Raw genomic sequence first — 18879 nt, 5'->3', positions numbered from 1 at the left:
ATGACTACCCCCTCTCATTTCTCGCGCCGCCGCTTCCTCGGTTCCATGCTGGGCCTGGCCGGCAGCACGGCCGCGCCCTTCGCCCTGAACCTGGCCGCCATGGGCCAGGCTGCGGCCCAGTCCGCCGACGACTACAAGGCCCTCGTCTGCCTGTTCATGGCCGGCGGCAACGATACCTTCAACACGGTGCTGGCCACCGACACGCCGTCCTGGAGTGAATATGTGCGCCTGCGCAACACAGGCGGCAACGATTCCATCCACCTGCCCGGGGTCGGCGAAACGGGCGGCGTGCTGCCCATCGTGCCCGCCACGGCGCAGGCGGGCCGCAGCTTTGCCCTGCATCCCGCCCTTGCTCCCGTGAAAGACCTGTTCGACGGCGGCCGCGCCGCCATCCTTGCCAATGTGGGCACCCTGATCCAGCCTGTGACGCTGGCGCAATACAAGGCGGGCACCGTGGCGCTGCCGCCGAAGCTGTTTTCGCATAACGACCAGCAATCGACCTGGCAATCGGGCTTGCCGGAAGGCGCCAGCATCGGCTGGGGCGGGCGCCTGGGCGACCTGCTGGGCGCCGGCAACGCGAATGCGACGTTTACGGCCATCTCGGCCGCCTCGAACGCCCTCTTCCTCAGCGGGCGCCAGGTGCGCCAGTTCCAGGTGGGCCAGGCGGGTGCCGTGCCGATCCGCAATATCGGCAGCGGTTACCTGTTCGGCACCACCGAGGGCGAGACCGCCTTGCGCGACATCATCAGCACGGCGGGCGACGACCTGATGGAGCAGGAGCACGTGGCGACGGTGCAGCGCGCCATTTCCAGCCAGGGCGTGCTGAGCGGCGCCATGCTGGCGGCCGGCGCGGGCGGCGTGCCCAATCCGCCGCCCTATGTCAATCCGAACACGGGCGCGTCCGGCGTCAACCAGGTGGCCGTGCAATTGCAGACGGTGGCGCGCATCATCGGCGGGCGCAGTGCGCTGGGGGCAAAGCGGCAAGTGTTTTATGTGACCCTGGGCAGCTTCGACACGCATGACCGCCAAAAGGAGCTGCATGGCGACCTGATGGCGCGCCTGGCGCACGCGCTGGCGTATTTCGACGCGACCCTGGCGGCCCTGCAGGGCGCCGACGTGCGGCGCCAGGTGACGACTTTTACGGCCTCGGACTTCGGCCGCACCTTCAGCAGCAACGGCGACGGCACGGATCACGGCTGGGGCGCGCACCACTTTGTCGTGGGCGGCGCCGTCAAGGGCGGCGACATCTACGGCGCCTTCCCCGTCACGGGCCTGGGCCATGCGCTGGACGTGGGTTCCGGCGCCCTGCTGCCGACCACTTCCGTCGACCAGTACGGCGCCACCCTGGCCAAGTGGTTCGGCGTGGCCGACAGCCAGCTGGCCGACGTGTTCCCGAATATTGGCAACTTCGGCCGGCGCGACCTGGGTTTCATGACAGCAACTTAACCGTTCACGGCGATCACCAGGGTGGCGACATAGCCCTGCGTGGCATTGCCCGTCACCGTGGCCATCTGCAGGCTGGTGCCGTCACTGAAAACGTTGTCGCTGGCATAGCTGATCTGCGCCAGGTTGCGCACGCTGGCCGTGTAGCCGCTGGCCGTATAGGCCTCGTTCAAGGTTGCCATCGGGAAGGTGAACTGCGAGGTCTTGAGGCGGTTCGTGGCAGCGGCCGCCTTGGCCAGGCTGGGATAGACCTCGAAATGCACGTGCGGCATGCGCCCGGCGTAGCAGCCGGGAAAGATGGTCGTGAAGCTGAGGTTGCCGGCGCTGTCCGTTTCCTGCACGCCGCGCAGGTAATTTTGCGCCGTCACGCCGCTCGAATACAGCGAATACAGACCGTCGCGGTCGCAATGCCATAGATACACGGCGTAAGCGGCCAGGCTGGCGCAGCTGCCGCTGGCGTTGAGCAACTGCAAATGGATGGTCAGCGGCACACCCGCCGCCACACCCGTGGCGCCGTTAAAACTGGCGCGGATATCGCTGCGCACGACGTCCGACTGGTTCAGCACGTTGATGATGCTGCCGCCATGCGTGTTCGTGCCATCGGCCGGATACGGCCCGCCCGTTTCCTCGGGAATCACGGAACAGGCGCCCGTGACAGGTGTCGTAGCCGTACCCGTAGCGGCAGAGCCGCTGCTTGCGGCGATACCGCTGGCGTCCGTGCCGCCGCCGCAGCTGGCCAGGGGCAAGGTGGCGGCGCCGGCCAGCAGCCAGCGCAGCACTTGCCGCCGCTCGGCCGCCTGTCGCCGCATCATTTCGAGGTCGGATGCCAGACCGTGACCATGTAGTTCCATACATACTCCATCAAGTGGGGCAAGCCCGCCAAGGCGGGGCTCAGGCTGGCGCACAGGAACAGGGCTTGCGTGGCCCGTTGCGAGAGCACTTTCCTGGCGGCAATGGCGAGCTTGCGTTCCATGCTTCAAGCCGTTGTATTGACCAGGTTGCCGCTGGAGGACAGGCTGCCGCCCGCACTCGCCGTACCCAGGCTGCTGGTACTGCTGAAACTGCCGCTGCCGTCCAGGCGGCTGAACGCGCTCAGCTGACTGGTGGCGCTGGTCGAACTCAAGGCACTGATGCTCATGCTCAATCTCCTTTGGCTTATTGGGGCCGGCGCGGGCCGGAGCGGCCGTCGTGCCGCTGCTGCGCCTGCTTGCGCTGCTCCGGCGTCAGCACGGCCAGCAATTGCTGTTCCAGCCGCGCCTGCTGCAAGCTGATCGCCGCCATGGCTTGCGCCGCCGTGCTGGCCAGCGCGCCGGCCTTGGCATCGTCATAGGCATCGGATGCGGCCAGCGCGCGCAACTGCGCGTGGGCCTGGAAGGCGATCCTTTCCTGTTCCCGCAGCAAGGGCGCCTGGGCGTGCGTGGCGGCGAAGACCTTGTCCTGCTGGGCTTCACTCAGTTCGATACCGTGCAAAAACGGCGGCGGCCCCGGCATGGCGCGCGGCGGCGGGCCATCCGGTGCGAATTCCTGCTGGGCCAGGGCGACCAGCGGCATGCTGCAGGCGGACAGCAGCAACAGGGACAGGACAATACTCAGGTGTTTCATCGGCTTTCCTTTCGTGGCGATCAGCCCTGATTGTCGGCGTCTGGCGTGTAAAGCAACGTTAGGGCCGCGTAAAAGCGTGTAAAGGACTGTAAGCAGGCATGTGGCCTTCCCGATGTAAAAGCGGGTAAAAGCGTCCTGAACAGCCCCTGTTGACTGCTATCATCAGGCGATATTCACCCGAAAAAGCGCAGGCATGAGCAAGGTTTTGTTAATCGATGACGACGTGGAACTGGTCGGCATGTTCCAGGAATACCTGACGCAGGAAGGTTTTGACGCCCGCGCCGTGCATGACGGCGAAAGCGGCGCGGCAGAAGCGCTGACGGGCCTGTATGCCATCGCCGTCCTCGACGTCATGATGCCGCGCATGAACGGCCTGGAAACCCTGCGCCGCATCCGTGCCGGCAGCAACCTACCCATTCTGATGCTGACGGCGCGCGGCGACGATACGGACCGCATCGTGGGCCTGGAGCTGGGCGCCGACGATTACGTGACGAAACCGTGCACGCCGCGCGAGCTGACGGCGCGCATCCGCGCCATCCTGCGCCGTTCACAAGCGGCGCCGCACGATACGTCGGGCCTGGCACCTCTGACCGTGGGGCAATTGACGATGTGGCCGGAACAGCGCCGTGCCGCCTGGGCCGGCGCGCACCTGGAGCTGACGAGCACGGAATTCAACCTGCTGGAAGTGCTGGTGCGCCACGCGGGCAAACCTGTGAGCAAGAATCAACTGTCGGAACTGGGCCTGGGCCGGCCCATGGCCCGCTTCGACCGCAATATCGACGTGCACTTGAGCAGCCTGCGCCGCAAGCTGGGCAGTCTGGCCGACGGCCGCTCCTGCCTGCAGACCGTGTACCGCCTCGGCTACCAGCTGATCAAGGAGTAAGCGTGGGACGCCTGTTCTGGAAGTTTTTTCTGTGCATCATGCTGGCGCAAGTGACGGCCACCATCGGCATCGGCGGCACCTTCTGGCTGAAAAACCGGGCCGCACAGCAGGAGCGGGCGCTCGACATCGATACCAGCCCGCCCGCGCAGATGGCCATCGAAGCGGCCAGCGCCACCCTGGAAGCGGGCGGCAGCCAGGCCTTGCGGCAATTTCTCGGCAAGATGGAACGCATGCGCGTGTTTGCCGTCGATGCCAAAGGGCAAGAACTGATGGGCCGCAGTGTCCATCCCGCCATGCTGGCCAAGGCGCGCGCCATGCTGGCGCAAAACCCGCCCCATCCCGTCGTGCGCACGGTCACCGGCAGCGACGGCCAGCGCTACCTGCTGTTCCTGCCCTCGTCCGAACGCTTCCGCAATGCCGAGGCGGGCGCCGCGCGCGACACCCTCAATGCCGTCGCCATGAGCGGCCCGCGCGCCATGGGAGCCGGACCACGTCCCAATGAAGCGGGCGCCCCGCCGCCACGCGGCGAATTCGGCCGCGGCATGCCGCCCGGCCCGCGCATGGACAGCCCCTACCGCACCTTCATTCCCCTGGCCGCCGCCATCGCCGCCAGCCTGCTGTTTTCCTTCCTGCTGGCCTGGTATTTTGCGCGCCCCATCCGCGAGCTGCGGCAAGCGTTCGAGGCCGCCTCGCACGGCAACCTGGCGCCCCGTTTTCACGCCAGCGGCAAGCGCGGCGATGAATTGACGGACCTGGGCCGCGATTTCGACCGCATGACGGGACGTTTGCGCCATCTCATGGATAGCCAGACGCGCCTGCTGCATGATGTCTCGCACGAACTGCGCTCGCCGCTGGCCCGCCTGCAAGCCGCCATCGGCCTGGCGCACCAGCAGCCGGACAAGATGGACGCGTCGATGCAGCGCATCGAGCGCGAAAGCGAACGCATGGATAAACTGATCGGCGAGCTGCTGACCCTGTCGCGGCTGGAAGCGGGAGCCGGGCAAGCGGGGGCCGGCTCCCCGCTCAGCGAAGACGTCGGCATCGCCGACCTGTTGCACGACATCGTGGAAGATGCCCGCTACGAAGCGAAGGCGCGCCAAGTGGATATCGTCCTGGCAGGCGACGCGGCCATGGCCGACGCCAGCGTCACGGGCCAGCCGGAACTGCTGGCGCGCGCCGTGGAAAACGTGGTGCGCAATGCCGTCAAGCACAGCCCCGATGGCGGCACGGTGGAAGTGAAACTGTCGCGCCTGCCTGATGGCAAGCAGGATCTGCTGCGCATCGCCGTGCTGGACCGGGGCCCCGGCGTGGCCCCAGCCGACCTGGTCCGCATTTTTGAACCATTCTTCCGCGCCAGCAATACCCAGCACAGCACGGATGGCCACGGCCTGGGCCTGGCCATCGCCCGGCACGTCATCGGCGCCCATGGCGGCCGCATCGGCGCCAGCCTGCGCAGCGGCGGCGGGCTGTGCGTGGAAATGTTGCTGCCCGTCAAAACGCCAGGCTGACCTTCCGGCGAGCCTGGCGCGCTAAGTAACCCCCAATAAATTATTGTGTTTTCTGACTTCCATAACCGGCGCTGTGCGGTGTTGCCCGCAGCTAGCAGTGCTCGCACTGCGTCGCTGCAGGCGCCTTGCACAGCATCCGGTTCTGTTCGTCATAAATTCACAATATTTTCCCGAGGATTACTTAGTGCCCGAGACCCTGTTACGCCTGGGTATCGATGATGCTGCCCAGGGTGGACGAGCTTGACCTGGCCGGGCTGGCCGCCGTCTCGGCACTGCTGGCCGGCTGCGCATCCTGTTGCGCCGCCTGCTGCACGGCCGCCGCTTGCAACTGAGCAATTTGCGCCTGCAAGGCCTGGATTTGCTGCGCCAGCTGCTGCTGCAGCTTTTGCGACGCGTCCGTCTGCTCGCCCTTCTGCGATTCCGTCAACTGCTTTTGCGCCGCCGTGATCTGCTTTTGCAGCGCCGCGATCTGCGCACTGCTGCCCGAACTGCTGCCACTGACCGCACTGACCGCGCTGCCTGAACCGATTGCCGCTACCATATTGCCTCCTTGATCATTCAATACCTTATTATCGGCGCGCAAGGTACTCAATACAGGGCGGCAAGTGTAAAGGCGGGTAAAGACGCCGCCACGCCATCCGCTTGCACGCCAGCAAGAAAAACTGGCACACTGGCGCTTCCTGCCTTGACCACGATCAATGATGATGACGCCCCTGCTGCCCGCCCTGTCCGACCTCGTGCCCCGCCAGCGTTGCGGCGTGATCGAGTTTCCCGTCCACCACATGCGTGGCGGCACGTCGACGGGCCTGGTCTTGCATGCGTCCTCCATGCCTGCGGACCCGGCGCTGCGCGACGAGTTGCTGCGCCACCTGCTGGGCGTGCCCCAGTCCGGCCGGCAGCCCGGCAACCGGCAGATCACGGGCCTGGGACGGGGCGCGCCCACCAGCAATAAAGTCTTCCTCGCCGAGGTGGAGCAGCACGCGGGCCAGCCGCGCCTGGTCAGCACGCTGGCGCAGCTGGCCGGCGAGCATGGCGATATCGACTGGAGCGTGAACTGCGGCAATATGTCGTCCGCCCTGCAACTGTGGGGACTGGACAGCGGCGTGATCGAGGCGCTGGCCATCGGCGCGCACGACATCGATATCCGCAACACGAATACGGGCGTCATCACCACCTCGCGCATGGCGCGCGAACGCGACGGCAGCTTTACCGGCACTGAAATTCCCGGCGTGCCCGGCAACTTCCCCCGCGTCGACCTGTTCCTGCAGCAGCCGGCAGGCGCCAAGACGGGAAAATTATTACCAACAGGCAATGCGCAGGATGTGGTGCACGGTTATGCCGTCTCGTGCGTGGACGTGGCCGTGCCCATGGTCATCGCGCCAGCGAGCCAGTTCGGCAAGACGGCGCGCGAGTCCATCGCGGAACTGGAAGCGGACACGGCTTTCATGGCCGCCATCCGCCAGGTGTGGAGCGCGGCGGGCCTGCTGATGGGCTTGCGCAAGCGCGATGGCGGGTTGATGACCCTGGAAGAACTGGAACGCAGCGAAACCATCCCCAAGTTCTGCATCGTGGGGCCTGCCGCGGGAGAGGGAAATATTGCTGTACGTTACTTTACGCCGCAAGCGGGCCACGCTTCGCTGGCCGTTTCGGGCGGCTGCTGCCTGGCGGCCGCTTGCCTGATGCCGGGCACGGTGGCGCATGCCCTGGCGCGCGGCGTGCCGCCTGCCGGGCAAGTAAATGAAGAAATTGCACTGGGCATAGAAAACCCGGCCGGCATCCTGGCTACCACCATCGTGGCGCGCCAGGCGGGAGACGCCATCGCCATCGACGGCGCGGCCTACCGGCGCAGCGCGCAAATCTTGCTACGCGGCCATGTTCCCCTGTACCAGCCGTCAACCGCGCTGAAGGCGTGGCTGCTGAAACAGATTTAGAACAGGGCCGGCGCCCTGCCCGTTCAACGTCTTCAGGTTTTTGGCAGGGTCACGCCCACCTGGCCCTGGTATTTGCCGCCGCGGTCCTTGTACGACGTTTCGCACACTTCATCGGACTCGAAGAACAGCACTTGCGCCACGCCTTCGTTGGCGTAGATTTTCGCCGGCAACGGTGTTGTGTTGGAAAACTCCAGGGTCACATAGCCTTCCCATTCCGGTTCGAACGGGGTGACGTTGACGATGATGCCGCAACGGGCATAGGTGCTCTTGCCCAGGCAAATCGTCAAGACGTTGCGGGGAATGCGGAAATACTCGACCGTGCGGGCCAGCGCGAACGAATTCGGCGGGATGATGCAATAGCCCTTGCCCGACACATCGACGAAGTTATTCGCGTCAAAATCCTTGGGGTCGACGATGGTGGTGTTGATGTTGGTAAACAACTTGAACTCGTCGGCGCAGCGGATGTCATAGCCATAGCTGGAAGTGCCGTAGGAAACGATGCGGTTGCCGTCGCGTTCCTTGACCTGGCCCGGTTCGAACGGCTCGATCATGCCCGTTGTTTCCGCCATGCGGCGTATCCATTTATCGCTTTTAATCGTCATCGCAGGGGTATCTTTCTAGAATATCGAATGGCTGGGGCGGCGCGCCAGGTGCAGGCGCGGCCCGAATGGCAGGATTTTACGCGAAAATCCGCCGTTGTTGGCCCCCATCCCCTGAAAATCCTTGGCGTCAGGCTATTGTTTCGCCAGCAATGCCGTGATCATCTCGCGCACCACTTGCGCCGTCAGTTCCGGGTTTTCCATGGGAAACAGATGCCCGCCCGGCACCTGGCGGAAAAACTTGCCGACCAGCTTGCGCGTGGCCGTCAAGCCCGCTTGCCGGCATTCCACCGACTCCGTGCCGCCGATAAAACCGATGGGCACGGGAAAACCATCCTTGACGAGGCCGCCGATATGGTGCGGCAAGCTGCGGTAGACATCGGTTTCCACTTCGCGCGTAAAGCGCAGCTGCACCCCGTCCGGATGGGGGACCAGGCCGCTGTCGATGTAATCGCGCAAGACGTGCGGCGCCCAGATGGCGAACATGTCCTTGGCCGCGAAATGTTCATAGGCCGCCTGCGCGTCGGGCCACAGCTTGCGCCGCCGGGCGGAAAAACGGGCGGGAGAGTAACGCTCGCCCAGCGCCGTGTTGCGCGCCAGGCGCACCAGCAAGGCGCGCCAGCCCGCCACCACGGGCGAATCGAGCAAGACCACGCAGCGCACGAGATCCGGCCGCTGCTTGGCCACCATCACGCTGAGCATGCCGCCCAGCGAATGGCCGACGAGGATCACGGGCGCGCTGTAGCGGCGCTCCAGGTCGTCGATGTACTCGCGCACCAGCTCCGGCCAGCCCGTGCTGACGGGGTAATCCGGGTCGTGCGCATGCATGTCGAGCGCCTGCACATGGTAGTGCTGGCCCAGCAAGCCGAACAGCTTGCGGTAGGTGCCGGCAGGATAGCTGTTGGCGTGGGCAAAGTGCAGTTGCGGGAGGGTCATCGTGGGACGGTGCCGGTGAATGCGATAAACAATTGTAATGGCACACCGGCAAGCCGTATCAGAGGAAGGCCTCTAATTGTCCCCGCGCCGCCGCCATGCCGGGCACGAACGAGGCCAGCACCTCGCCCAGCTCGGCGTTTGAATCCACCACGCAAAAAGCGTCGTCGAACGCATGGTGACGGTTCATGGGATTGCGCACGACGATGCATTCCAGCCCGGCGGCCCTGGCGGCGCGCAAGCCGCGCGGCGAGTCTTCCACGGCCACGCAGTCGGCGGCGGCCAGGCCCAGGCGCTGCAGGCCCAGCTGGTAGCCATCGGGCGCCGGTTTGCTCTCGCCATACATTTCGCGCGTCAGCACGAAGTCGAAGTGCTGCAACAAGCCCGTGGCCACATGGCTGATCCGGAAATGCTGTTCGTAGGCACTGGTGACCACGCCCATGGCCACGTGCGGGCGCAGCGCCGCCAGCACTTGCCCGATGCCGGGCATGGCCAGCCGGCGCGCCTGGCGCAGGCGTTGCGCAAACAGCACGGTGCGCTCGGCCCGCAGGCGTTCGACCAGTTCGATATCGTGGCCCTGCCCCAGCAACAGATGCCAGGCGCCGTAGTTATTGTCCAGGAACCAGTCAAAGAATTGCTTTGGCGTCAAGTCTATACCGTAGGGCAAGAGCAAGTCACGGTTGCTTTCGTAAAACAGCTGTTCGGTAGCGACCAGCACGCCATCGTTGTCCCACAGTATGCCCCGGATGGTTTTCATGGCTAGGCTAGGCTCAAGAACTTACTTGAAGAAGATGTCGTAGGACAATTTCACGATCAGCAGCGCCAGCAGCACGAGGAAGAGGATGCGCACGAAGGCGGCGCCGCGGCGCACGGCGATCCACGTGCCCGTCAGGGCGCCCAGGATGTTGCACACGGCCATAGGTGCGGCCACGGCGTAGACCACGTGGCCGGCGGGAATGAAAAAGGCCAGCGCGGCCACGTTGGTAGCGATATTCACCAGTTTCGAGCAGGCCGAAGCGAGGATGAAATCGAAGCCGAAGACGCGGATGAACAGGAAAATCAGGAAACTGCCCGTACCCGGCCCGAACAGGCCGTCATAAAAGCCGATGGCGCCGCCGATGACGATGGCCAGGACGCGTTCGCGCGGGCCGATGGGGCGCGCTTCGCGCGTCGTGCCGAAATCCTTCTTCATGAAGGTGTAAATCGCCATGATGATGATCAATACCAGCACCATGGGTCGCACCACCTGTTGCGGCACGTAGGACACGGCGGCCGCGCCGATAAAGGACATGACGAAGGCGCTGGCCACGGCGGGCAGCACCAGCAGCCAGGGAATATGCACCTTGCCGACAAACGAGCGGGCGGCAAACGTGGTGCCGCAGGCGGACGCCAGTTTATTCGTGCCCAGCAAGGACGTGGACGCCATGTTCGGCATCAGGTTGAACAGGGCCGGCAGCTGTATCAGCCCGCCCCCGCCCACGGCGGCATCGATCAGGCCGGCAAAGAAGGCAAATAAACACAGCAGCGAGATGGTCAGCATGATAGGCAATCTGGAATGGGCGACAGCGGCAGTATAGGCGCCGTGGATTTTTCCGGATGCAACTTCAAATTGCGGAAAACGCAATCAGGCGTAACGCTTGACGGAATGCGCCCCGTACGGTCTACTGGCTTCTTTTGCCGGGAGTCACCGATGTCGATGAAACTGATGTGGGAGATCCGCGCCTTCTGCACCGTGGTGGAAAAGCGCAGCTTCATCCACGCGGCGCGCATGCTGGGACGCTCGCCGTCGGCCGTCACGCGCGCCATCCAGTTCCTCGAAGACGCCATCGGCGCCGAGCTGATCCTGCGCACGCAAAAGCAGTTCACCCTGACGACGGCCGGCGAAACGTATTACGCATCGGCCAAACACTTGCTGGAAACGCAGGCCGAGGCGGAAGACCAATTAGCGGAATTGAGCAACTCGCCGCAAGGCTGGGTACGCATCTCGGCGCCGGAAATCCTGTCGCTGGGCTTCCTGCCGAAAGTGGTGGCGCAATTTTCGCGCGACTACCCGAACGTCTCGGTGGACATCCATTTCTCGGACAAATCCATCGACCCCATCCAGGAAAAGCTGGATTTTGCCATCCGCGGCGCCTTCCCCCAGTCCAGCGAGCTGATCGGCTATCCCCTGTGGAACTACCGCCGCTACATGTACGCCTCGCCCGACTATATAGAACGCATGGGCGCGCCCGACGAACCGGAAGAGCTGGCCGGCCACGACATCATCATGCACTCTGCCCCCCGCATCCTGCGCGACTGGCATTTCGTTTCCACCGAGCGCAACGTGCGCTACCAGGTCCAGCCGCGCTTCCGTTTTACTTCCGGCATCGCCACCTTCCAGGCCGCCCTGGAAGGCGCCGGCATCGTGCGCCTGGCCAGCTGGCTGGCCGAACCTGCCGTGGCCGCTGGCAATTTACGCAGGGTCTGCACGGCGTACCGGCTGACCTCGTCGAAGGAGCTGGACCCGAGCATCCATGCCGTGTATGGCACGTCGAGGATGGCCAAGGGGGCAAGGTTGTTTCTCGAATATGTGAAGAAACGGGGGATGGAGATACCCGATGAGCGGATTAAATGAAGCAGGTTGCTCAATGATTGTTGGCCTCAACAATCAAGCACGATCAACACATTAACATAACAAAGGACATGGATTTAATAGATGATGGCTCTACATTTGCATGTAGTGGACATGATTGAATTCCTTGCGCTCTTGTGAATTGAAATGTTTTCAAAAAAAATTATTCCATACAAATAACCTTCTTTTACGCCCAAAATTCTTCTTGATATCCTCGATGGCAAATTTTATAATACATTGAGGAAATTTAATCATTGAATAAAAAATTTTCAATCCATTTTTACGCCATTGAAAAATACCAACCTTACAACAACCACCCAATTCCACCAACACCAATTAAAATGTACGCCCCAGAAGAATTAATAAAAAGATTCATAGATCGAATTTCGCTTCACACATATATCGTTCGACGCTATGCAAAGCAAAATCTACTTAATCGAGCAGTCTTATCAGAATCGCTCTGCCAAGAAATTGCAAATATATTACTAAATAGAAAATTTAGAAATTCCAATTTAAAAACTCCCAATCATGACACCATTGATCTTTATGATCACGAGCAATCCCCTCCTGTTTGCGCACAAGTTACAATCAGGACTGACAGAAAAAAAATAGATGAAACCTTATCCAATTTCATAGAAAAAGAATATTATAAAAATTACAGTGAAATTTATTTTTTTATTCTTGGGGAAAAGCAAACATATAATGATAATAAATACCCCTTCAGGACAGATGGTTTATTTAATTTCGATCCAAAAAAACACATCATATCAGTCGATGACATGATTTCTATGGCACGAAACCTTTCAATAGAAGAACTTGAAAATCTTGTTAAAAAAACAGAGCAGTACATTAATACAGAAGGAAAAGTCAAGCAAACTCAATACGGGAAAATCTTCTTCATTTTTGCGACCTCGATCGCCGTACTATTTTATTTCGGAATGCATTATAGAGATAATTTTATCTTGATTCCTGGAAGCAATCTAATTGAAAAAAAGATTAATCAGGCAAAAATTGAAGGTACAACCGCGACTACGGAAAGCGCTGATTTCGCAGTGGTGATTCCTTTTTCTCGCCCCAGCTTAACGAAGGAAGATGCACCGGACGGCTTCACTAACGTCATTGCACTTTCAAACTCATCGCCGTTAAAATCTAAAAATCAGGACCTTGTCTTTTCAGCAGGCAGATGCAGATTCATCGGAAGCATTACTTGGGAAGACAAAAATTCTCTCACGGCCTCGGCATCAATAACATCACTTAATTGTGTCTTGGACAACCGCGACACTTATGAACTTCAAAACAAATCTGGAATAGAGATTGGCTTTCTTGAACCAATCAATGCGCCTGCAACAAGACGTTTGCACTTGATCAAGGAGGATAATATCTTCACCTTACCCAAAGAGGAAAAATATTTACTTCGGCTAGCTCAACCTATTCAGGATCTTGAGTACAAAGGAAAATCTGTTGTAGCGTGGTGAGTTTCATAAAATCCATCTCAAAATTATAGGCAATACATAGCTGTTGCTAAAAATGGCCGCCAAACAGGCCGCTGGGGGATATATGACGGTATTGGAGTCCTTGCCCTCTCACAACGCGAGGGCGTTGTCTTTAGCGACTGCAGCCACCTCAGTGTCGAACAAGAACCGATCATGATGCAATGCCGCCATCTGTCACCAGCATATCCCGATACTATGGCACGCTAGGGGCCGCAAACCCGTTAAGTCTATCGGTCGGCATGCTTACGGATTCTGCGCAAGCTATGATTTATTTCAAGCAATCATGAATCTTTCTCCAAGCCAATATCTATATACCAGACAAAGAAAGCCATATTGCTGTTCAGTGGCCGTAGTAATAACGAGCATGTTGGGTGCGATACCATGACACTTTAATATTCTCCCCAAACTCCAGCACCACCGCCCCCGTCACATCCGTGCGCAGCCGGGCAATGCCCATGTCGCCATAGCGCGCATACACTTGCGGCTTCGGATGTTTATAGCGGTTCCGGTGTCCGACCTGGAAAATTGCCAGGGCCGGATGGACGGCGTTCAGAAATGCCGGTGTCGACGAGGTGCCGCTGCCATGATGGGGCGCCAGCAGCACGTCGGCCGCCAGATCGCCTTCGGCCGAGCGCGCCAACAATTGCGCCTCTTGCGCCGCCTCGATGTCGCCGGCCAGCAAGATTGCATGCTTGCCGGCCGTGATCTTCACCGTGCAGCTGCGGGCGTTCGGCTTCAGGGCAATATCCGTGTGGCTGGCGGGCAGCGGGTGCAGCATGGCGAAGCGCACGCCTTCCCAGCTCCAGTTCTGGCCCGCCACGCAATGCAGATACGGACGCCGGGCTTGCCGCCGGGCTTCGACGGCGGGGTGGCCATCGAACAGGGACGAAGCCAGCCAGCCCACGTCTATATTTTCCAGCAAGGATACGGCGCCGCCCGCGTGATCAAGGTCGCTGTGGGAAATGATCACGCCGTCCAGCTTGCTGATGCCCCGTGCGCGCAGATACGGCACGATGACACGGCTGGCGCCGTCGGAATCGAGACTGTAGGCGGGCCCCGTGTCGTACAGCAGTCGGTGATCGTGGGTTTCCACCAGCACGGCCATGCCTTGTCCCACATCAAAGGCCGTGATCCACATCTGGCCCGGCGGCGGACTCGATGGCAAGGCCGTCAGCAGCGGCAGCCAGCCCAGCATGCCCGCCCACCTATGGGGCCATCCCCGTGGCGCCAAGAGCCAGGCCGTGCCGAACAATGCCCAGCAAAAACTCCACATTGGGGGCGCGGGCGCCGTCCAGACGGCAAAGCGGCGCGCACCGAGCCAATCCAGCACCTGCGCCAGCATCTGCACGATGGCGTGCGCCAGCAGCAGCAACCAGTCGCACAGGGGCGCCGGCAGCAGGCTGCCCGCCAGGGACAAAGGCGTGACGACCAGGCTGATGACGGGTATGGCCAGCGCATTGGCCACGGGGCTGACCAGCGAGACTTGCGAAAACAGCAGCATCGTCAACGGCACCAGCCCCACCGTCACCACGTATTGCGTATGCGCACCGAGCACCACGGCCGCACGCAGGCGGCGCCAGCGGCTGGCGTTCTCCGGCAACGGCGCCGTGGTGCGGCCCGCCGTCGCGTACAGCATGGTGGCGACGGCGCCGAACGACAGCCAGAAACCGGGCCACAGCACGGCCCACGGGTCGAGCAGCACGACCACGCCCAGCGCCAGGCACAGGATATGGACGATGCTGGTGATGCGCCCCAGCCACAAGGCCAGCGCCACCACCAGCAACATATACAAGGTGCGCTGCGCCGGCACGCCGAAGCCCGCCAGCAGTACATACACAAATGCCGCCAGCGCGCCGGCCAGCGCAGCCACCTTTTGCGCCGGCAGCCGCAATGGCAGTTGCCAGTCGGTAAAGAATGAGCGCCGCCACAGCGCGCCCGCGCCCAGGGCGAACAAGCCCGCGATCATGGTGATGTGCAAGCCCGAAATCGAAATCAAGTGGCTCACGCCCGTGCGGTTGAACACCTGCCAGTCCGACTGCGGGATGGCGCGCTGATCGCCCACCACCAGCGCCACGATCACGCCCGCATACTGTTTATCTTCCAGGCTGCGCAGTATGCGCGCACGCAATGCCGCGCGGCTCGCTTCCACCACATTGCCGAAACCGGGCACGAAGGCGGCCACGCGCACGTTCGGCGTATCGGCGCGCGGCTGCGGCCGCACATAGCCGGTGGCGCGCACGCCCTGCTCCAGCAGCCATGCCTCGTAATCGAAACCCATGGGATTCGCGTTGCCGTGCGGACGCTGCAGCCGCACCGTCAGCCGCCAGCGCTCGCCCGGCTGCACGTCGCCCACCTCGTTCGTCACTTCATCGCGAAAACCCGCGTACCAGGACAGGGCGATCAAAGGCGGCACCTTCGCGCCAACTGCCTTCTCCACGGCAAAATTGAAGCGCACGCCCTGCTCGAAGCGGTACGGCAGGCTGGCCACCGTGCCCGTGACGATGATGTCCTGCCCCTCGTCGGCCAGCGCCAGTTGCGGCGCCATGGCGGCCTGGGCCAGCCAGGCGGCCCAAAAGTAGCCCAAGGCGGCGCCGTAGCACAAGCCATGGATGGCACCCGGGCGCCACTGCCATTGGTACATCAACAAGGCATACCCGGAGGCGACAACCATCAAGCCCAACAGTACCCAGCCGGCAACGGCCGGCAATTCTGCCTGCATCTGCAGCAGAACCGCACCGCATGCAAAACCAAGGATGCCCATGCGCATGATACGGCCTTGCGTTCAAATGCCGACACGAAGAAATAGGTGCTGCCTGGGGAAGAATAGACTGTGCGGCCAAGGCCTGGCACTTCATCAGCTCTTGGTTGAGATGCGTCAATATCAAGCGATTTACTCTGGCGAAGAGCCGTAATTTTCTTGCATACAAGAAGCTTCCGCGTACGATGATCAAAAGCCCCCTCACTACTTGCAAGGAAAATCATGTACGAAAGCCACTATACGCATCACTTTTTCCGTCTGTGGGGCGCGCGGGAAGGCGCGGAGGGTCTCGCTCCAGACACTGTATTGCTGGGCAATAGCCAAAATGACTTCGATGCCAAGTTTGGCGATCTCGCGGGACAAGTCGGACTTCGCTACTTCCTGGTGGAATTCAAGACCGACCGCGCCGGCATCGCCCAGGAAGTCGGCATCACGGGCAAGCCTCACCGTCACGCGCTGTACCAGCATTTGCGCAATGACAGCAACTGTGAACTGTTGGCCAGCGTAGGCCATTTTGCGGGCTATCCGGAAAACGGTCTCCTGGTATTTGAACCTTACGGCCACGCTGTTGCTCAACGCCAACCACGCAAGGACATCGTGGACGGCATCATGCTCAACGACAAACCTTGGCATGCGCTCGATTACGCACGCAAGCCTCTCGCCTTCGATGCCTTTTACACCTTGCTCAATAATATCGATGGAAGCTTGACCACGGCGCCGTCTGGTTTTTTCAGCAATGGCATTGGCCTACCCTTGAAAAAATTCGAGGAATATATCGAATGCATGTACCAGCACCTGGAGCAGGTAGTGGACGACAAGGGCACCATGCTCCTGGGAATTACGCACCCCGGCACCGGCGTTTTCATTTACTTCAAAGAAACCGTACCACAGTTGATCACCAGGCTGCACTCGGCATTTAATGCGCTGCGAGCAACGATCCCGCCACGCCCAACGCCGCCTGCCAATCCAGCCGGCATCCCTTGATTTTCCAGCTTTTTCTTTCCCTATCATCCGTCATGTCCTCCTTTCGGCGCCACCGTGCAACGCCACGGCTGCGCCGCAAGGTGCTAGAGTCAGCGCAATTGCCACGCGGTATAATCGGCCTCGCTTACTTCAACACCCAGGCACGACATGACTTCCTCCGCACTTCCTCCCGATACCTCCACCGACCTTTCCGACAGCACTGAAGACAATAACGACGCCACCCTGGTCGCGGAACTGGGGGAACTGGCCGAGCATATCCGCCTGGTGAAAATGGAAGGCCGCGTCTTCGTGCGCTTTTCCGGCGTCGTCAAGGCCGGCCACCTGGTGGTGCCGTATGCACTCGTGCCGGCGCAGGGGGTGCTGGCGCGGCCGGCCAAGTGGCGCAAGATGGACCGCGAGACCAAGCTGGCCCTGGTGCGCGAGCGGGCCAGTGCGGCCGTCTTCGAGGAACTGCGCCAGCACGTGGTCGACTTCGTCGCCGATATCGCGGGCCTGAGCGAGGACGTGGACACGGACCCGATGGTCTTCCTGCACACGCTGGCCGACATGCAGACGTCGGAGCCGGCCGGCATGGTGTTCGACCGCATCCGCCAGCGTTTCAATCACGCCATCGAGCGCCAGCAGGAGGAACAGCATGCGGCACGCACGCGCCAGAGCATCAACCTGGCCGAGTATCCGGCCTCGTTCGAGATGGCGCGCCGCCTGCCGCGCCGCTTCATCGCCCTGCTGGGCCCGACGAATTCCGGCAAGACGCACCGCGCGATGGAAGCACTGGTCAAGGCGAAAAGCGGCATCTACCTGGCGCCCTTGCGCCTGCTGGCACTGGAAAACTACGAACGGCTGCAGGAAGCCGCGCCGCATGGCAGGCCGCTGGCCGTGAGCCTGGTCACGGGCGAGGAGCGCCGGGTCGTCGACGGCGCCACGCACGTGGCCAGCACGGTGGAAATGCTGGACACGAAAACCGTCGTCGAGGTGGCCGTCATCGATGAAATCCAGATGCTGGCCGACCCGGACCGGGGCGCCGCGTGGACGGCGGCCGTCTGCGGCGCGCCCGCCCACACCGTCTACCTGGTGGGGGCGCCCGAAGCGCGGCGCGCCATCGAGGCGCTGGCCGAGCGCCTGGACTGCCCGCTGGAAGTACATGTATTGAAACGCATGGCGCCTCTGTCGATGGAGCCGACGGCCGTGCGCAAGGTGCGCAACCTGCGCCGCGGCGACGCCGTCATCGCCTTTTCGCGCCGCGAAGTGCTGATGTGGCGCGACATGATCACGGAGACGGGGCTGTCCGTGGCCACCGTCTATGGCAACCTGTCGCCCGAGGTGCGGCGCGCGCAGGCGCAGCGCTTCCGCGACGGCACGGCCGATATCGTCGTCGGCACGGATGCGCTGGCGATGGGCCTGAACATGCCGATCGCGCGCATCGTCATGACCACCTGCGTCAAATACAATGGCCGCGAAGAGGAAGAGATTTCGGCCGCGCTGGCGCGCCAGATCGCCGGGCGCGCGGGCCGCTACGGCGTGCATGAAGAGGGCCTGGTGGCCGGCTACGACAACGAGACGCATGAAGTGATGCGCGCGCTGCTGAAGGAAAAACTGCACCCGCTGAACACCAGCGGCTTTGCCGTGGCGCCCTCGCTGGAACACCTGCACCGGATTTCGTCCGTGACGGGCGAGCTGTCGCTTTCTAAACTGCTGCGCCGCTTCATCCACAATATCGACGTGCCGGACGGCTTTTTCTTCCCGCGCATCACGGAAGACCAGAAGGAGCGCGCCGTCTGGCTCGACACCCTGCCCCTGTCCGTGGCCGACAAATTTACTTTGTCGCTGGTGCCGATCTCCAGCAAGGTGCCGTCCTTGCAGACGGCGTGGGAGCACTGGGCGAAGAATCTGTCGCAGGGAAAAACCAGCACCTTGCGCCAGCACGCGTACGGCGGCGGCACGCAGAACCTGCAGCAGGTGGAAGACACCTGCCGCTACTATTCCGCGTATGCGTGGCTCAGCTACCGCCTGCCCGAATTCTTCCCCGATATCGCTGTCGCGCAAAACCTGTCGCGCGATGCGTCCGAACGGGTCGACTCCATCCTGCGCGCGCACAACGCGGCCTCGCGCGGACGGTCGAAGAAATTCAAATAAG

At 61.9% G+C, this 18879-nt stretch carries 18 protein-coding genes; 8 read left to right on the top strand and 10 right to left on the bottom strand.

Annotated elements, in window-relative coordinates; translation table 11 throughout:
* The gene (locus IGS61_RS10580; RefSeq protein WP_230539540.1) at positions 1-1446 is read left to right on the top strand and encodes a DUF1501 domain-containing protein; all 1446 of its coding nucleotides are present in this window, start codon (positions 1-3) and stop codon (positions 1444-1446) included.
* Here the strand turns inward: IGS61_RS10580 and IGS61_RS10575 are convergent.
* From IGS61_RS10575 to IGS61_RS10560, 4 genes are read right to left on the bottom strand one after another with little or no spacing between them, the layout of a single operon-like run.
* Positions 1443-2294, bottom strand: coding sequence for a dioxygenase family protein (locus tag IGS61_RS10575; RefSeq protein ID WP_230539539.1), 852 nt, complete (start codon positions 2292-2294; stop codon positions 1443-1445). The two genes, IGS61_RS10580 and IGS61_RS10575, sit on opposite strands and share 4 nt — an antisense overlap.
* Positions 2252-2416, bottom strand: a complete 165-nt coding sequence (locus IGS61_RS10570; RefSeq protein WP_230539538.1) for a hypothetical protein — start codon at positions 2414-2416, stop codon at positions 2252-2254. The genes IGS61_RS10575 and IGS61_RS10570 overlap by 43 nt, the downstream gene beginning before the upstream one ends.
* Before the next feature lie 3 nt (positions 2417-2419).
* Positions 2420-2581 (bottom strand): hypothetical protein, encoded by a 162-nt coding sequence (locus IGS61_RS10565; RefSeq protein ID WP_230539537.1) that lies wholly within the window; start codon positions 2579-2581, stop codon positions 2420-2422.
* Positions 2582-2598: 17 nt separating this feature from the next.
* The gene (locus IGS61_RS10560) at positions 2599-3045 is read right to left on the bottom strand and encodes a Spy/CpxP family protein refolding chaperone (RefSeq protein ID WP_230539536.1); all 447 of its coding nucleotides are present in this window, start codon (positions 3043-3045) and stop codon (positions 2599-2601) included.
* A gap of 193 nt (positions 3046-3238) precedes the next feature.
* Here IGS61_RS10560 and IGS61_RS10555 point away from each other — a divergent pair, with 193 nt between their 5' ends.
* Together IGS61_RS10555 and IGS61_RS10550 are read left to right on the top strand one after the other, a co-directional pair.
* A complete protein-coding gene (locus IGS61_RS10555; RefSeq protein ID WP_230539535.1) occupies positions 3239-3928 on the top strand; it encodes a response regulator transcription factor in 690 nt (229 codons plus the stop codon).
* Positions 3929-3930: 2 nt separating this feature from the next.
* The gene (locus IGS61_RS10550) at positions 3931-5436 is read left to right on the top strand and encodes a sensor histidine kinase (protein ID WP_230539534.1); all 1506 of its coding nucleotides are present in this window, start codon (positions 3931-3933) and stop codon (positions 5434-5436) included.
* 199 nt (positions 5437-5635) lie between these two features.
* Here IGS61_RS10550 and IGS61_RS10545 read toward each other — a convergent pair whose 3' ends face one another.
* Complete coding sequence (locus tag IGS61_RS10545; RefSeq protein WP_230539533.1) at positions 5636-5977, bottom strand: FlxA-like family protein; 342 nt, start codon at positions 5975-5977, stop codon at positions 5636-5638.
* Between the two features lie 160 nt (positions 5978-6137).
* Here IGS61_RS10545 and IGS61_RS10540 point away from each other — a divergent pair, with 160 nt between their 5' ends.
* Positions 6138-7367: a PrpF domain-containing protein gene (locus IGS61_RS10540; RefSeq protein WP_230539532.1), complete on the top strand. Its 1230-nt coding sequence runs from the start codon at positions 6138-6140 to the stop codon at positions 7365-7367.
* 32 nt (positions 7368-7399) lie between these two features.
* Here IGS61_RS10540 and dcd read toward each other — a convergent pair whose 3' ends face one another.
* From dcd to IGS61_RS10520, 4 genes are all read right to left on the bottom strand, one after another.
* Positions 7400-7969 (bottom strand): dCTP deaminase, encoded by a 570-nt coding sequence (dcd, locus tag IGS61_RS10535; protein WP_034755486.1) that lies wholly within the window; start codon positions 7967-7969, stop codon positions 7400-7402.
* Positions 7970-8101: 132 nt separating this feature from the next.
* A complete protein-coding gene (locus IGS61_RS10530) occupies positions 8102-8902 on the bottom strand; it encodes an alpha/beta fold hydrolase (RefSeq protein ID WP_230539531.1) in 801 nt (266 codons plus the stop codon).
* Positions 8903-8960: 58 nt separating this feature from the next.
* Entirely contained in the window at positions 8961-9656 is a 696-nt protein-coding gene (locus IGS61_RS10525) for an HAD family hydrolase (RefSeq protein ID WP_230539530.1), read from the bottom strand.
* Between the two features lie 21 nt (positions 9657-9677).
* Entirely contained in the window at positions 9678-10439 is a 762-nt protein-coding gene (locus IGS61_RS10520; protein ID WP_230539529.1) for a sulfite exporter TauE/SafE family protein, read from the bottom strand.
* Positions 10440-10589: 150 nt separating this feature from the next.
* Between IGS61_RS10520 and IGS61_RS10515 the strand changes: the two genes are divergently transcribed.
* Positions 10590-11513, top strand: a complete 924-nt coding sequence (locus IGS61_RS10515; RefSeq protein WP_230539528.1) for a LysR family transcriptional regulator — start codon at positions 10590-10592, stop codon at positions 11511-11513.
* Between the two features lie 251 nt (positions 11514-11764).
* Complete coding sequence (locus IGS61_RS10510; RefSeq protein ID WP_230539527.1) at positions 11765-12985, top strand: SMEK domain-containing protein; 1221 nt, start codon at positions 11765-11767, stop codon at positions 12983-12985.
* Between the two features lie 358 nt (positions 12986-13343).
* On the opposite strand, the gene IGS61_RS10505 is transcribed toward IGS61_RS10510, so the two are convergent.
* The gene (locus IGS61_RS10505) at positions 13344-15770 is read right to left on the bottom strand and encodes a DNA internalization-related competence protein ComEC/Rec2 (RefSeq protein ID WP_230539526.1); all 2427 of its coding nucleotides are present in this window, start codon (positions 15768-15770) and stop codon (positions 13344-13346) included.
* Positions 15771-15983: 213 nt separating this feature from the next.
* Here IGS61_RS10505 and IGS61_RS10500 point away from each other — a divergent pair, with 213 nt between their 5' ends.
* Positions 15984-16745, top strand: coding sequence for a hypothetical protein (locus IGS61_RS10500; RefSeq protein WP_230539525.1), 762 nt, complete (start codon positions 15984-15986; stop codon positions 16743-16745).
* A 147-nt stretch (positions 16746-16892) separates the two neighbouring features.
* Entirely contained in the window at positions 16893-18878 is a 1986-nt protein-coding gene (locus IGS61_RS10495) for a helicase-related protein (protein ID WP_230539524.1), read from the top strand.
* Position 18879: the final 1 nt, after the last annotated feature.

This window comes from Janthinobacterium sp. FW305-129, from assembly GCF_020858115.1.
Taxonomy (GTDB): Bacteria; Pseudomonadota; Gammaproteobacteria; order Burkholderiales; family Burkholderiaceae_D; genus Janthinobacterium.
The sequence above is the reverse complement of the archived record's forward strand: the minus strand, read 5'-3'. Positions and strand labels throughout refer to the sequence as shown.